General features: G+C 66.1%; 13 protein-coding genes. 7 read left to right on the forward strand and 6 right to left on the reverse strand.

Annotated features, from left to right (window positions below; all coding sequences use genetic code 11):
- Window positions 1–3 precede the first annotated feature (3 nt).
- From O5K31_RS01630 to O5K31_RS01650, 5 genes are all read right to left on the reverse strand, one after another.
- Window positions 4–126, reverse strand: a complete 123-nt coding sequence (locus O5K31_RS01630) for a hypothetical protein (RefSeq protein ID WP_269715393.1) — start codon at window positions 124–126, stop codon at window positions 4–6.
- Window positions 127–217: 91 nt separating this feature from the next.
- Complete coding sequence (bcsB, locus tag O5K31_RS01635; RefSeq protein ID WP_269715394.1) at window positions 218–2,509, reverse strand: cellulose biosynthesis cyclic di-GMP-binding regulatory protein BcsB; 2,292 nt, start codon at window positions 2,507–2,509, stop codon at window positions 218–220.
- Between the two features lie 151 nt (window positions 2,510–2,660).
- Complete coding sequence (locus O5K31_RS01640) at window positions 2,661–2,966, reverse strand: hypothetical protein (RefSeq protein ID WP_269715395.1); 306 nt, start codon at window positions 2,964–2,966, stop codon at window positions 2,661–2,663.
- Window positions 2,963–3,925, reverse strand: coding sequence for an oxygen-dependent tRNA uridine(34) hydroxylase TrhO (gene trhO, locus O5K31_RS01645; RefSeq protein ID WP_269715396.1), 963 nt, complete (start codon window positions 3,923–3,925; stop codon window positions 2,963–2,965). The genes O5K31_RS01640 and trhO overlap by 4 nt, the downstream gene beginning before the upstream one ends.
- A 43-nt stretch (window positions 3,926–3,968) precedes the next feature.
- Window positions 3,969–5,126 carry an AGE family epimerase/isomerase gene (locus tag O5K31_RS01650; protein WP_269715397.1) on the reverse strand — a complete coding sequence of 386 codons (1,158 nt, stop codon included), beginning with the start codon at window positions 5,124–5,126 and terminating at the stop codon, window positions 3,969–3,971.
- A gap of 102 nt (window positions 5,127–5,228) precedes the next feature.
- Between O5K31_RS01650 and O5K31_RS01655 the strand changes: the two genes are divergently transcribed.
- From O5K31_RS01655 to O5K31_RS01670, 4 genes are all read left to right on the forward strand, one after another.
- Window positions 5,229–5,738: an HAD family hydrolase gene (locus O5K31_RS01655; protein ID WP_269715398.1), complete on the forward strand. Its 510-nt coding sequence runs from the start codon at window positions 5,229–5,231 to the stop codon at window positions 5,736–5,738.
- A complete protein-coding gene (rfbD, locus tag O5K31_RS01660) occupies window positions 5,735–6,625 on the forward strand; it encodes a dTDP-4-dehydrorhamnose reductase (protein WP_269715399.1) in 891 nt (296 codons plus the stop codon). Before O5K31_RS01655 ends, rfbD begins: the two co-directional genes overlap by 4 nt.
- A gap of 9 nt (window positions 6,626–6,634) precedes the next feature.
- Window positions 6,635–7,288, forward strand: a complete 654-nt coding sequence (fsa, locus tag O5K31_RS01665) for a fructose-6-phosphate aldolase (protein WP_269715400.1) — start codon at window positions 6,635–6,637, stop codon at window positions 7,286–7,288.
- A 157-nt stretch (window positions 7,289–7,445) separates the two neighbouring features.
- Complete coding sequence (locus O5K31_RS01670) at window positions 7,446–9,461, forward strand: TonB-dependent receptor plug domain-containing protein (RefSeq protein ID WP_269715401.1); 2,016 nt, start codon at window positions 7,446–7,448, stop codon at window positions 9,459–9,461.
- Window positions 9,462–9,465: 4 nt separating this feature from the next.
- Here O5K31_RS01670 and O5K31_RS01675 read toward each other — a convergent pair whose 3' ends face one another.
- The gene (locus tag O5K31_RS01675) at window positions 9,466–10,884 is read right to left on the reverse strand and encodes an alpha/beta hydrolase (protein WP_269715402.1); all 1,419 of its coding nucleotides are present in this window, start codon (window positions 10,882–10,884) and stop codon (window positions 9,466–9,468) included.
- 127 nt (window positions 10,885–11,011) lie between these two features.
- On the opposite strand from O5K31_RS01675, the gene O5K31_RS01680 reads away from it, so the two are divergent.
- The 3 genes from O5K31_RS01680 to O5K31_RS01690 all read left to right on the forward strand — a co-directional run bounded on the left by O5K31_RS01680 (window position 11,012) and on the right by O5K31_RS01690 (window position 13,951).
- The gene (locus O5K31_RS01680) at window positions 11,012–11,185 is read left to right on the forward strand and encodes a hypothetical protein (protein WP_269715403.1); all 174 of its coding nucleotides are present in this window, start codon (window positions 11,012–11,014) and stop codon (window positions 11,183–11,185) included.
- A 187-nt stretch (window positions 11,186–11,372) separates the two neighbouring features.
- The gene (locus tag O5K31_RS01685; protein ID WP_269715404.1) at window positions 11,373–12,773 is read left to right on the forward strand and encodes a cystathionine beta-synthase; all 1,401 of its coding nucleotides are present in this window, start codon (window positions 11,373–11,375) and stop codon (window positions 12,771–12,773) included.
- 2 nt (window positions 12,774–12,775) lie between these two features.
- Window positions 12,776–13,951, forward strand: coding sequence for a cystathionine gamma-synthase (locus O5K31_RS01690; protein ID WP_269715405.1), 1,176 nt, complete (start codon window positions 12,776–12,778; stop codon window positions 13,949–13,951).
- The last annotated feature ends 20 nt before the right edge of the window (window positions 13,952–13,971 follow it).

Here is a 13,971-nt window from a genome sequence, read left to right on the forward strand (position 1 = left end):
ACCTTAGGCGGCGAGTTGGGCGATGGCGACTGCGGCGAGCGCGAACAGCGAAACGGTCGTGAAATCAGCGACGGCGTCGGAAACCAGCAGGGGATCGAGGCCCAGCTTCTGGAGCAGTGTGTTCATGCCCCTAGAACGAGGCGCTCAAGCGAAGGTTCGTGCGATCACGTCATCGTCACCGCCGTCGATCACTCGTCGGAGCGATCGACGGCCCCGACTACTGATGCAGGCGACGCTTCTCGAGCGCCTTATAGGCAAGGAAGATCGGGCCCGAGAGAAGCAGAGCGGCCAGCACGAAGCCCACCGCCAAAAGCAGCGGATTGCGGCTGAACCACCATAGTACGAAGATCACCGGCGATAGCGTCCCCCGCCAGAAGATCGGCCCGACGCGATAGCCCTTCACCCCGTCGGCGCCGTCAACGGTCAGGTCGCCCTGCACCTTGAAGATGTTGCTGGGCGCCGCTAGGCGACGCAGCGTTCCGGGCAGCGCCGCCGCGTCGGACGACAGCACGGCCACGACCACCCGTCGTCCCCCATAGGGCGAGCGGAAGCTCGCCAGACCCTGGAAGTCCTGCCCCCGAAGGGCGGCGTCCGCGCCATTGCCGCCGAACAGCCGCGATAGGCCATCCAGTAGCCGCGCGCGGCGGGTCAGGCCGGTCTCGGTGGGGATGAACGGACTGCGGGTGAACAGGTCCGCGTGGGTGGCGGCCATGGCGGTGGAGCCGATCAGCAGAACGTCCTTCTCCGCCAGGGTCGCCGCATCGGAATTTCGGGTGATGGTCACGCCCGTGGCCGCCACGCCCGTGGACTCGGCCGCCTGGCCGATGATGGCGAACAAGGCTTCCAGTTCCGCGGCCGTCGGGTTCGACGACAGAACGACCGCCGTCTCCGACAGGTCGGCCAACCGAGTGAAGGGGAAGATGGAGCCGGTGAAATAGGCCAGGTTCGGCAGGCTGCCGAAATGCGCGGCGCCGGTGATGTCGATGGTGCTGTCGGGGTCGATGCCGCTGCGCAGGTTGACGGGCAGTTCGCCCTTACAGTTCCCCACCGTGCGGGGGATGATGTTGAAATAGAGATTCAGCTCGTTTTGGCCGAACAGCATGTAGGACGGCAGCTCGACCTTGGCTTCCTTGAGCGTGAAGTAGCCGGGCAGTCGGTCCACGAACGGGTCCGCGCGCGAGCGGTCTCTAAAACCCAGGGATTTGACGTAGGTCCCGTTGATCGACACGTCGAGGCGGGAGGCGTCGAGGTTCAGCCAATCGCCTTCACCGTAGCGATAGCGCAGCTTCATGCGGGCCACGTTGGATGGCCACAGGAAAAGGTCAGGCGCGGTGCGGATCGGAACGATCACCGGGGCGCCAGCGCCCACCGTCTGCATGGCGCTTTGATCAGCCAGCTCGCCGAAGCGCACGGGGCGGTCGGTGCGCAGCCAACGCGGGGCGTCGTAGGGCTTGCGCTGTTGCAGGTTGACCGCGGACGCCGGAGCATAGGCGCCGCGCAGAGATACAGAACCAAGCGCCAGGGTGCGGCCGGCGGCCAGCAATTGTTCACGGTCCCGGCCCAGCACCAGCAGCAGGACGCCGCCCGGTGTGACCGGATTTTCGATCAGGCGCAGGGTCGGCTCGTTCACGGCCCCAACCGACATGCCGCCGATCACCTCCCCGGAGGTGGCGAAGACCACACCATTCCCGGCGGGCAGGGCGCCCAGCACGACCGGAAAGCGGAACGACTGGTAGTCGGCCGCCAGGGCGAAATAGGACGCCACGGCCGAAGCGGCTTGCAGGGCCTGATCGCTGGGCTGGCTGGCGAAGGCGAAGGGGACGTTCAGACCGCCCGGCAGCCCTTCGAAGAAGGGGCTGGGCAGACGCGCCAGGTCGAGGCGCGGCGCGCCCTTGACGGTGGTGACGCTAAGACGCGAGGCGCGGGTGTCGATTTCCGCCCACAGGGACGGGTGCAGCGGGTTTTCGCACCCGCGCGTGTAGTGCCCCAGGAAGCGCAGGTTCAGGCGGTTCTTCGCGCCAAACAGGGATGGATCGACCGGAATGTCGATGGTCATGCCGCCCTCGCCGCTGCCATCCAGTCGCACCGCGCCGATGACCTCGTCGTTGATGTAGATCACCAGCTGCGACAGGTCGGGCAACATGGCCGGCGAGTGGGTCAGACGCAGGCGCAGGGAAGCCGCTGTGACCTGGGAGTCGGCGCTCAGATTGAAGGGGACGGAGAACTCCCCATCGACGCTGATCATCCGCAGGGGGTTCTTTACCTCCAGATCGGCCAGGCTGAAGGATTGGACGTCCGGCGTGCGCGGGGTCTCCACAAGCGGCCCTGTCTGGATCACAGGCTGGGCGTAGGCCTGGGCGATGGGCTGCGTGCCGATGGGCTGCGGCCCGGCCGAAAGGGCGACCAGCGCGGGCGCTTGAGGCGTGGACGGGACATTGGACGGCGCCGCCGCGGCCGGGTTGGCGGGCGTTGGGTTGGACGCCGGAGCCTGGGCTTCGGCCGGGAGCAAGAGTAGAAGGGCGCCCGACAGTCCGAGGGCGATGCTTCTGGCGGCTCTGCGAATCAGCTTGCGGCTCCCCATCAAGGCTTTGCAGCCCTCGCCTACCAGCGAACAAAAGGCGATGCGATCCAAGGTCGCGGCGCCCGCCCCTTTTTGCAACCTAGCGCGTCATCCAGCGACGCGGGGGCTTTTCTCCCAGGAGTTTAACTTCCCCATTCGCCAGGCCGTAGGTTCGCATGGCGTAAAGGTTGATCGGATTGACCGCCTGCACCGGTTCGCGGCCCGCCGACGGGCTGGAGGCCAGCGGCCCGTCCTGGGTGGCGCGGTCGATGCAGGTCCATTCGGCCTTGGCCTGATCAGGGTGACCGACCGCGAAATAGCGCTGGAGCGGCTTGCCGTCCGAACCTTCGGTCATCACCGAGATCAGCCAGCCGCCGGTGATAAGGTGGGCTTCCTTATCCCTCATTCGGCGCTCGCCTTGCGGGCCTTGGCCTCTGGCGTGGCGACGCCGAGATGGGCGACCCCCAGCTTTGCGGTGTGCTGCATCTGGCGCATGCGCTCGGCATAGCGTTCGCGCCGGACGTCATCGCGCTGGTCGTGACAGGCGGGGCAGCTGATCCCTTCGACATAGAGTTGGGAGGCGCGGCCGGCGGGACTGACCGGCATGCGGCAACCGTGACAGAGCGTGTGTTCGCCAACCTCCAGCCCGTGTTTGACGGCCGTGCGCTGGTCGAAGACGAAGCACTCCCCGCGCCATGCGCTTTCTGTCTCCGGCGTCGTCTCCAGGTATTTCAGGATGCCGCCCCTGAGATGGAAGACCTCTTCGACGCCCTCGGCCTTTAGGAAGGCCGTGGCCTTCTCACAGCGGATGCCGCCGGTGCAGAACATGGCCACCTTCGGCGCCGTCTCCCCCCATGTTTCGCGGAAACCTCGAAACCATGCGGGAAAGTCGCTGAAGCTCTCGGTCTTGGGATCGATCGCACCCTCGAAGGTGCCGATGGCGACCTCGTAGGCGTTGCGGGTGTCGATCACCACCACGTCCGGCTGAGCGATCAGGGCGTTCCAGTCGGCGGGCTCCACGTAGGTCCCCGCGTCCCGCGCCGCGTCGATCCCAGGCACGCCCAGAGTGACGATCTCCTTCTTCAGCCGAACCTTCATCCGCAGGAACGGCATGACCTCGGCGAAGGAGTCCTTGAAGTCGAGATCGGCGCAGCCGGGCAGAGTGCGGATATGGTCCAGCACCGCATCGATCGCCTCGCGCGCGCCGGCGATGGTTCCGTTGATCCCCTCGGGCGCCAGCAGCAGGGTGCCCTTCACATCCAGCGAGCAGCACAGCTTGGCCAGCGGACCGCGCAGCGCCTCAATGTCGTCAAAGGGCGTGAACCGATAGAGCGCGGTCACGCGAACGGGCGCGGGGGAGGTCATCCGCGAGCCCTTAGGCCCGGGGCGGCGTCAGGGCAAGGTGCGCTCAGCCGGCCCTCGCCCGAACCGCCCGGTCAAGCTCGGCGATGGCCAGGACGATGTGATAGAGCGAGCTGGCCGGGGCCGGCTCGTCCACGAAGCTTCCGTCCGGCTGCATCCGGTCGCGATAGAGACCGCGTATGGGGGTGTCGAAGTACTTCAGCAGGCCCTCCGCGCCGGCGCTCGCCGTCTCCCACCAGGCGTCATCGCCGGTCAGTTCGGCGGCCAGAACACCGGCCTTGATGCGCTCGGTCTGGGCCCACAGGCGCGCCGACAGGTCGTGGGGCGTCATGTCGCCCAGCAAGGAAAAGAACGCCACGCCGCGTTGCGGATCGACACCGGGGCCCTCGCCGATGCGGATCATGCGCAGGGCCGCCTCGATGGCGTTGGGACGGGCGGCGAGGCTGCCCCACCGCATCAGCAGCCAGCCCCATTCGAACTGATGCCCCGGCTCCAGGATGCGGCCGTTCAAACCCGGCGCGGGGTTCCAGTCCCCGTCGTAATATTCGCGAACCCCGCCGGTCTTGGGATCGATGAATTTGCTCAGGGCCAGATTGGCGATCTGATCGGCCAGGTCGCGCCATTGGGCGTCGCCACCGGCCTCGACCCATTCCAGGCAGGCCTCGAACAGATGCATGTGAGGATTGGACAGCAGCGGGGTGACGCGGGGCGAGCTTTCCTCGAACCCGGCGATCGGATGTCTGCGCTGGGCGATCAGGGCGGCGCGTAGATCGACGGCGATCCGCTGAAGCCTGGCTTCGCCCGTCAGGCGATAGGCCGTCGCCAGACCGAAGAGCGCAAAGGCCTGATCATAGAGCACGACGCTATCGTCCAGCGGCTCGCCCTCCGGGCTGACCAGGGTGCGCACCAGACCATCAGCGCGCAGATAGCGGCCCAGGAAGAAGTCGAGCCCATGGGCGACGGCGGCTTGCGCCGGCCCGTCCCAACCCAGACCCTTGGCGGCGGCGAAGGCGTAGATTTGGCGCGGCTGGACCCGGGCGCGGCGCGGCGCCTCCACGGGTGTTCCATCCTGATTGATCTTCTCGAAGAAGCCGCCGCGCATGTGGTCGGCTCCGGCCTCCCACCAGATCGGATAGGCGTCGTTCAACAGCCAGGTCTTCAGCTCGGCGCTAAGCTTGGCGGCTTTGTCGAACGCGTCTGACATGGCGGGTACTCCAGCAATCGAGCAACAGGGTTTTGGGACGGATCGCCCCGCTCCGCAACGGTCCCGCTTGAGAGGCGGTTCCGCCGCCGCTAAAGCCGGATCATGAAAAGCGCGCTCAAAGCCGTGATGTTCGACCGCGACGGGGTGCTGAACCTGGACGAGGGCTACACCCACAGGCCGCAGGACCTTGTCTGGACGCCGGGGGCCACGGCGGCCATCCGCAGACTGAACGCCGCGGGGCTGAAGGTGATCGTGGTCACCAATCAGTCGGGGGTGGCGCGGGGGCTCTACGATCTCGCCGCGGTCGACGTGTTCCATGCGGAGATGCAGCGCCAGTTGGCGGAGGATGGCGCGACCATCGACGCCTTCTATGCCTGCCCCTTCCACAAGGACGCCCAGGTCGAGATTTACCGGCATATCGACCATCCTGACCGGAAGCCCAACCCTGGCATGCTGCTGTCGGCCTTGCGCGACTTTGGTCTCAACGCCGAAGAGGCCGTGATGATCGGGGACCGTGAGTCCGACATGGAGGCGGCGCGCCGCGCCGGCATGGTCGGGCATCTCTATGAAGGCGGCGACCTTGACGCTCTGGTGGCGAAGGTGACGGCGTGATCCGTATCCTGCAGTTCGGCGCCACCGGCCAGGTCGCCCGTTGTGTGCTGGCGGCGGCTGAAGGTCAGGCGCAGGTCACGGCCCTGTCTCGCGCCGACTGCGACCTCACCGACCCGTCGGCCATTGAAGCCGCTATCGCGGGCGCCGACTGCGATCTCGTCCTCAATTGCGCGGCCTTCACGGCGGTGGATGCGGCTGAAGCGGACCCGGACGCGGCCATGGCGGTGAACGCCGCGGCGCCCGCCGCCATGGCGCGGGCCTGCGCCGCGCGGGGCCTGCCGCTAGTCCACCTGTCCACCGACTACGTCTTCGATGGCGCCAAGGGCGCGCCCTATGTGGAGACGGACCCCGCCACGCCGCTGGCCTCGGTCTATGCGAGGTCCAAGCTGGCGGGCGAAGCGGCGGTAGCGGCCTATGCCAAGGGCGCGGTGTTTCGCATCGCCTGGGTGTTTTCGCCGCTGAGCCGCAACTTCGTCACGGTCATGATGCGCCTGGCCCGCGAGCGCGACGAAGTCCGCATCGTCGCCGACCAGACCAGCACTCCGACCAGCGCCGTGGATCTCGCCGATTTCCTGGTCCGCGCGGCTCCGCGCTGGGCGACGGCGCAAGCCGGCGACGAGGCGTTCGGTCTCTTCCATTTCGCCAACGCCGGGGTCGCCACCCGCTATGAACTGGCCAGCGCCGCCATCGCCCGCGATCCGCAGGCGATGGCCAGGCTGACGCCGGTCCCCATGACGGCGTTTCCGGAGCCCGCGCCGCGACCCGTCTATTCCGCCCTCGACACTGGCAAGTTGACGCGGGTTTTTGGCGAGCATCCCCGGCCGTGGCGTGACGCCGTGGTCCAAACCGCCGACGCCCTGGTGGCGAACGGCGCCCTGAACCGGTAAGAAACGACCATGCAGATCTTCCTCGACTCCACCGACACCAAGCAGATCGCCGAATGGGCCGAGACCGGTCTCGTCGATGGCGTGACCACCAATCCGTCGCTGATCGCCAAGTCAGGCCGTCCTATGCTCGAGGTGATCGCCGAGATTTGCGACCTCGTGCCTGGGCCGATCAGCGCTGAAGTCGCCGCCGTGAAGGCCGATGGCATGATCGCCGAGGGCGAGAAGCTCGCCGCCATAGCGCCCAATGTCGTCGTGAAGGTGCCGCTGACCCGCGACGGCCTGATCGCCACCGGCCACTTCAGCCGCCAGGGCATCAAGACCAACGTGACCCTGTGCTTTTCGGCGGTGCAGGCCCTGCTCGCCGCCAAGGCCGGCGCCACCTACGTCTCGCCCTTCATCGGCCGCCTGGACGATCAGGGCGCCGATGGCATGGGGCTGATCACTGACATCCGGGCGATCTACGACAACTACGGCTTCGAGACAGAGATTCTGGCCGCCTCCATCCGCACCGCCGGCCACGTCAAGGATGCCGCCCTGTCGGGCGCCGACTGCGCCACCCTGCCGGCCAGTGTGTTTGGCGAACTGTTCAAGCACCCCCTGACCGACAAAGGCCTGGAGCAGTTCCTCAAGGATTGGGCCGGTACCGGCCAGTCGATTCTCTAGGGTCGTGCAGCATCGGAAATAACGACCGGACGCCGCGTCCGGCCGTTTTGTTTTTGGTAGCCTGTCGAAGATTTAATCCACGTTGCGGTTATGTAATTGGCCTGAATACGACGTGAGCGGGCACACCTCCTCTCGACGGCTCTGAGGGGAATACGACATGCGCAACCATCTGCTCGCGGCGGCATCCGCTCTAGGCCTCGCTTCCGCGATGGGCTGCGCCGCCTACGCCCAGACGCCGGCCTCCCTGCCGGCCGCAACCAACGGCGTCATCGCCTTCACCCCTGACTTCTTCGCCGCCCAGCAGCCCAATACCGCCCTCGACATGGTTGAGCGGGTTCCTGGTTTCAAACTGGAGGACGGCGAGGACCTGCGCGGCTTCGCCGGCTCAGCCGGCAACGTCCTGATCGACGGCGCGCGCCCGGCCTCCAAGTCCGACACGGGCTCGATGGTCCTGCAACGAACCCCCGCCGCACGGGTCGAGCGCATCGATCTGATCCGCGGCGGCGCCGGCGGCATCGACATGCAGAACTATTCGGTGGTCGTGAACGTGATCCTCAAGCCCGAGGCGTCGCGCGAACACACCGTCACCGTCGAGCCTTACCTGTTCGAGGGCGGGCCCGAATTGTACCGCCTGCGCTACGAGTTCAGCTCACGCGACAATGGCCGCCAATGGGGCTTGCAACTCGGCCAGGACGTCGACTTCGACGATGGCACGGGCCTTGGCCGTCTGACCCGGCGGGACGCCAACGGGGTTCTGATCTCCAACGAGCCTATGGAGACAAATTTCAAGGGCGGCGGCAAATACCTGCGCGGCAATTGGTCGGGGCCCGTCCTGGGCGGCAGGCTGGAGCTTACCGGATCGCTCGAGGACGACTTTTGGCAGGATGGCGCCACCTTCGGTGATGGCGTCGCCTTCCGCCGCTCAAATTACCGCGACGATGAACTCAGCGGCGATCTGGGCCTGCGGTACGAACGCAGGTTCGCCAACGACCTGAAGTTGGAGGCCCGCCTGATCCAGAATCTGGAGGACGGCGAGTCGACCTCGCGCAGCCGCGGCTTTGGCCCCGATCAGGTCTTCACGGCCGACTATCAGTCGGGCGAAAGCATCGCCCGCTCCACCCTGCGGTGGGAAGGCTCGCCCCGTCTGACGATCGAGGGCGGCGGCGAGTTCGCCTACAATTTCCTCGACACCAAGCAGCGGTTCACCGTCGGCGGCGAGGAGGTGCCTCTGCCCAGCGCGACGGTGAAGGTTGAGGAGGTCCGTGGCGAGGGCTTCCTGCAGGGGACGTGGCGTCCTCGCGAAGGCCTGATGTTCGAGGGCGGCGTGCGCTACGAGCGCTCGACGATCAGCCAGTCGGGCGACGTGGATTCTGAAAAGACCCTATCCTTCATCAAGCCCCGCGTCCTGGTGACCTGGACACCGGTGAAGAGCAACCAGTTCCGCTTCCGCTTCGAGCGCGAGCTGGGTCAGCTCGATTTTGGCGATTTCGCCGCTTCGGCCGCCCTCGAAAACGATCAGGTGTTCGGCGGCAATGTCGATCTGGAGCCGGAACAGCGCTGGATCAGCGAGTTCGTCTATGAGCGCAGATTCTGGGGCGACGGCGTCGTCAGCCTGACCCTGCGCCACGATGAGATTGTCGATGTCATCGATCAGATTCCGCTGCCCGACGGTCTGTCGGCCACGGGCAATATCGGCGACGGAACGCTCAATCGCGTCGCGATCAATCTGACACTGCCGCTGGAGCGCCTGAAGGTTCCGGGCGGTCGCCTGGTGGTCAACACAAAGTGGGACCGCACCGAGGTGATCGACCCGACCACGGGTGACAAGCGTCGCATCTCATGGGTCGAGCATAATCGCCATCTGGTCAGCTTCACCCAGGACCTGCCACGCTGGAAGCTGACCTACGGCGTCGACTACATTCCGCCGTTCAAGCGCGTGCGCTATCGCCCTGACGAGACAGTGCGGATGGAGATCAACAACTACCTGCAGTTCTTCGCCGAGTATAAGCCCAAGCCCGACCTCGCCATCCGCCTGCAGCTTACGACCTGGAACGACTTTCCGTACGAGCGGACGCTCTACGCCGATCGCGCCACCCGCGCAGTGGAGCTGGTCGAGCTGCGCCAGACCGATCCGCGCGAGTTCGTACAGCTACGTATCCGCAAGAGCTTCTAACTTCTCAGTAGACGAAGGCCATGGGGGTGTCCTTGGCCGGCAGGCAGGAACGATCCACCGGCTGGCTGGGATCGACGAAGTAGTTACGGATCATCTTGCGGGTACAGGGGCTCGCGCCGCCGACCCCATGCGTAGCGTTGGTTACGATCACCACCTGGCTGCCGGCATAGCCCCTGGCCGCTGCTTCGGTGAGCTCCGGCGGGCAGCCGGGATCGATCTCGGCCGCAAGAAACAGGGTCGGGATCGTCGTCTTCACCGGCTGCTGTTCGATGGGCGAGATCTCGCCCCAGTCGACAGCGGCGCAGATGTCGTGAATGCGCTCCATGGGCGCGACCATAAGCTCGGCCACAGGGTCGCCCTTCGCCCCTGCCATGATCCCGCTGCGCTTCTCAAAAGGAATCTCCTCCTTGCACAGGTGGGTCATGAATTGGCCCTCGGCGTAGTAGTCGCGGGAGGCCATGAACTCGTCCACGGGCGACATGTCGCCGGCGATGATCTTGGATAGCTGCTGCGGCAGGACGCGCGCGGCGAAATAGCTGGCGTCCATCAGATAGCCGCCCAGGTCGTCGGCGCTATAGGTCTTGCCGCCGATGCTCTGCGGAGCAGCCATGAACTTGGCGGCGGTGGCTTGCAGCCTGGCCTTCAAGTCCGGATATCGGCTGGCGCATTCGGCGATGGCCTCGCACTTGGCCATGACCACGTAGAGCGACGAGGCGACCATTTCCGGCCCGCCCACGGTCCAGGCGGCTTCTGGCGGCCAAGGGCTGTCCTGCACCACGGCGCGAACGCCCTGGGGCGCATGGGTCTGCACCGCCGCCTGAACCCGCGTGCCGTAGGAGCCACCGTAGAGGTCGATTTTGTCGAGCTTCAGCGCCTTACGCATGTCCTGCACATCGTGGGCGACTTCGACGGCGTTGTAGCGCGTCAAATCCACGCCCTGGGCCTTGAAGGCTTTCAGGCATGCGATGATGCCGTCGGCGTCCTTCTCGGATGGCGGCCCCGCATCGGTCAGGGCCGTGCCCGGACAGTTCATGCTCGGCGAGGCCAGGCCCGTGCCGCGGTGATCGAAGAAGATCCAATCCTGATCTACCGCGATGAACTCCTTGGCCGCCGGACGCTTCAGGCGCGTAGGCACGCCCTCCACGGCATCCCCGCCGGGGCCGCCGTGGAAATAGACGACGGGCGGAAGACCCTTGGGCTCCAGCGCGCGAACGATCGCTACGGGGAAGGTGATCCGGCGGCTCTTGGGGTCGCCCCGCGCCTCATCCACCACCATGGTTCCGCAATCGACCTTATAGGGAACGCCGGCATAGTCGCCGACGCAGGCGCCAGGCTTGAACTCCGGCTCGGCGGCGAGGCCGGGACCTGCGGCGCCAGCCAGCAGAAGCGCGCCCGCTATCCGCGCCCACAAGGTTCGGATCATCCGAAAACTCCCCAGAAAATCGGATCGTCATAGGCGGACAGAAGGGCGCGCCGCGCAAGAGGCGCGGGCCCGGGCGCCGTAGAAATACGGGATCGTACCGATACACGCGTGGCGCGATAAGTCGGCCATGGACCCGGAATTCGAAACCTCGCCCTGGCCGATCGTCGCCGTCGGTTTGATCGGCGGATGCGGCGCCCTTGCGGCCTTTATGGACGGTCGCCCTGCCCTGGCCGCCGCCGTTTGCGGCGTGACTCTGGTGGTCATGGCGCTGGTGCGGATTTTGACCCGCAACGGCGACTGATTCTCCGTCGCCGAGTCGCGGCGCGTCGCCCTTATCTTGCGGGACGCGACTTGTATCCCGCCATCGCCGCATACACATCTCTAGGCTACGCAAGGATTTCTCGCCGCTGGACGAGACCGCCTTTCGAACTTGCGCGATTTGCCTCTAAAAGAGGGACAAATCCTCGTTTTTCGGCGGAGACTTCGCCATGACTGACCACATTCCGATGGCGCCCAAGGCGCAGTCCTCGGCCCTCGATCTCATCGGTTCGACCCCGATGATCGAGGTGCGCAATATCGACACCGGCCCCTGCCGCCTGTTCCTCAAGCTGGAGAGCCAGAACCCGTGCGGCTCGATCAAGGATCGGGTCGCCCGCTCCATGATCGAGGCCGCGGAAAAGGACGGCAGCCTCAAGCCGGGCGGAACGATCATCGAAGCCACCGCCGGCAATACGGGCCTTGGCCTGGCCCAGGTCGCCAGCCTCAAGGGCTACAAGCTGATCCTGGTTGTGCCGGACAAGATGGCGCGCGAGAAAATCCTGCACCTGCGCGCCATGGGCGTGGACGTGCGCCTGACCCGCAGCGACGTGGGCAAGGGCCATCCTGAATACTACCAGGACATGGCCCAGACCCTGGCCCAGTCGATCCCTGGCGCGATCTACGTCAACCAGTTCGAGAACCCGGCCAACCCGCTGGCTCACGAGACCGGCACCGCGCCGGAAATCCTCGAGCAGATGGAAGGCGACGTTGACGCCATCGTGGTCGGCGTCGGTTCGGGCGGCACCCTGACGGGCGTCGGTCGCTACATGCAAAAGCACTCGCCCAAGACCCAGATGGTTCTGGCCGATCCGGTCGGCTCGATCCTGTGCGACTACGTGGCCACCGGGACCTATGGCGAAGCGGGATCGTGGATCGTCGAAGGCATCGGCGAGGATTTCATTCCTGCCGTCGCGGACATGAGCCTGGTCAAGAAGGCCTATTCGATCAGCGACCGCGAGAGCGTCGACACCGCCCGCCTGCTGCTGCGCAAGGAAGGCGTTCTGGCCGGTTCGTCCTCGGGCACTCTGCTGGCCGCGGCCCTTCGCTGGTGCCGCGAACAGACCGAACCCAAGCGGGTCGTGACGCTGGTCTGCGACACGGGCGCCAAGTACCTGACCAAGATGTTCAATGACATGTGGCTGGCGGCCCATGGCTTCGATGAGCGCGAACTGCACGGCGACCTGCGCGACTTGATCGCCAAACGCTACGCCGACGGCGGCGTGGTGGCCATCGGCCCGCAGGACACTCTGATGACCGCCTATAACCGCATGCGCAGCGGCGATATCAGCCAGCTGCCGGTAGTCGATCATGGCAAGCTGGTCGGCATCCTGGACGAGAGCGACATCCTGGCCGCGGTCGAGGGTGGCGACGACCAGCCCGGACCGCGCTTCAAGCAACCCGTGTCCGAAGCCATGACCAAGGCAGTCAACACCCTGCAAGCTCATCAGGGTGTCGAAGATTTGCCCGAGGTCTTTGATCGTGACGAGGTGGCCCTGGTGGTCGACGGAGACGAGTTCATCGGCGTCATCACCCGCGTTGACCTGATCAACCACCTGCGTCTGACGGCCTGAACATGAGCGACAACAAGACTGGCAAGAACCGCCTGGCCTTCGCCACGCGCACCATCCACGGCGGCCAGAGCCACGACCCGACCACGGGTGCGGTGATGGTGCCGATCTACGCCACTTCGACCTACGCTCAGACCAGTCCCGGCGAGCACAAGGGCTTCGAGTACAGCCGCAGCCACAACCCGACCCGCTTCGCCTTCGAGCGCGCGGTGGCGGACCTCGAAAGCGGCGCCGCCGGCTTCGCATTCGCCTCCGGCTTGGCGGCCGCCTCGACCATCCTGGAAATCCTCGATAGCGGCGCCCACGTGATCGCCAGCGACGACCTCTATGGTGGCTCGTTCCGGCTGTTCGACAAGGTCCGCAAGCGCTCTGCCGGCCTGGATTTCACCTTTGTGGACATGGCCGACCTGTCGGCCATCGAGGCGGCGATCCGGCCCGAGACGAAGATGATCTGGGTGGAGACGCCAACCAACCCGATGCTGCGCCTGGCGGATCTGGCGGCGATCGCCGAACTGGCCAAGAAGCACGGCCTGATCACGGTGGCCGACAACACCTTCTGCAGCCCCTATGTCCAGCGCCCGCTGGAGCTGGGCTTCGACGTGGTCATGCACTCGGCCACCAAATACCTGAACGGCCATTCCGACGTGGTGGCCGGGGTGGCGGTGGTCGGCGACAATGCCGAAGTCGCCGAAAAGCTGAAGTTCCTGCAGAACGCCGTGGGAGCCGTGCTCGGCCCCTTCGACAGCTTCCTGGCCTTGCGCGGGGTCAAGACCCTGGCGCTGCGCATGCAGCGCGCCTGCGACAACGCCCTAGCCATCGCCCAGTGGCTGGAGGCCCGCGACGACATCGCCCGCGTGGTCTATCCGGGCCTGGCCTCCCACCCGCAACATGACCTGGCCAAGCGCCAGATGATGCACGGCTTTGGCGGCATCATCTCGGTGGATATCAAGGGCGGCCTCGCGCCGGCCCGCAGGATGCTGGAGCGCACGCGCCTCTTCACCCTGGCCGAAAGCCTTGGCGGGGTCGAAAGCCTGATCGAGCATCCGGCGATCATGACCCACGCCTCGATCCCCGCCGAACAGCGCGAAGCGCTCGGCATCACCGACGGCCTCGTCCGCCTTTCCGTCGGGATCGAAGATCTCGAGGATTTGAAGGCTGACCTAGCGCAGGCGCTTGGCTGAGCCACTGGGCGTAGGCGGCG

The organism is Caulobacter sp. NIBR2454, assembly GCF_027474405.1.
GTDB lineage: Bacteria > Pseudomonadota > Alphaproteobacteria > Caulobacterales > Caulobacteraceae > Caulobacter.

Bases quoted from the DNA above. Each gene is read 5' to 3' on its own strand.
- O5K31_RS01690 (WP_269715405.1), top strand. From the start codon at position 12,776: ATGAGCGACAACAAGACTGGCAAGAACCGCCTGGCCTTCGCCACGCGC.
- fsa (WP_269715400.1), top strand. From the start codon at position 6,635: ATGCAGATCTTCCTCGACTCCACCGACACCAAGCAGATCGCCGAATGG.
- trhO (WP_269715396.1), bottom strand. From the start codon at position 3,925: ATGACCTCCCCCGCGCCCGTTCGCGTGACCGCGCTCTATCGGTTCACG.
- O5K31_RS01640 (WP_269715395.1), bottom strand. From the start codon at position 2,966: ATGAGGGATAAGGAAGCCCACCTTATCACCGGCGGCTGGCTGATCTCG.
- O5K31_RS01670 (WP_269715401.1), top strand. From the start codon at position 7,446: ATGCGCAACCATCTGCTCGCGGCGGCATCCGCTCTAGGCCTCGCTTCC.
- O5K31_RS01650 (WP_269715397.1), bottom strand. From the start codon at position 5,126: ATGTCAGACGCGTTCGACAAAGCCGCCAAGCTTAGCGCCGAGCTGAAG.
- O5K31_RS01685 (WP_269715404.1), top strand. From the start codon at position 11,373: ATGACTGACCACATTCCGATGGCGCCCAAGGCGCAGTCCTCGGCCCTC.
- O5K31_RS01655 (WP_269715398.1), top strand. From the start codon at position 5,229: ATGAAAAGCGCGCTCAAAGCCGTGATGTTCGACCGCGACGGGGTGCTG.
- O5K31_RS01680 (WP_269715403.1), top strand. From the start codon at position 11,012: ATGGACCCGGAATTCGAAACCTCGCCCTGGCCGATCGTCGCCGTCGGT.
- O5K31_RS01630 (WP_269715393.1), bottom strand. From the start codon at position 126: ATGAACACACTGCTCCAGAAGCTGGGCCTCGATCCCCTGCTGGTTTCC.
- O5K31_RS01675 (WP_269715402.1), bottom strand. From the start codon at position 10,884: ATGATCCGAACCTTGTGGGCGCGGATAGCGGGCGCGCTTCTGCTGGCT.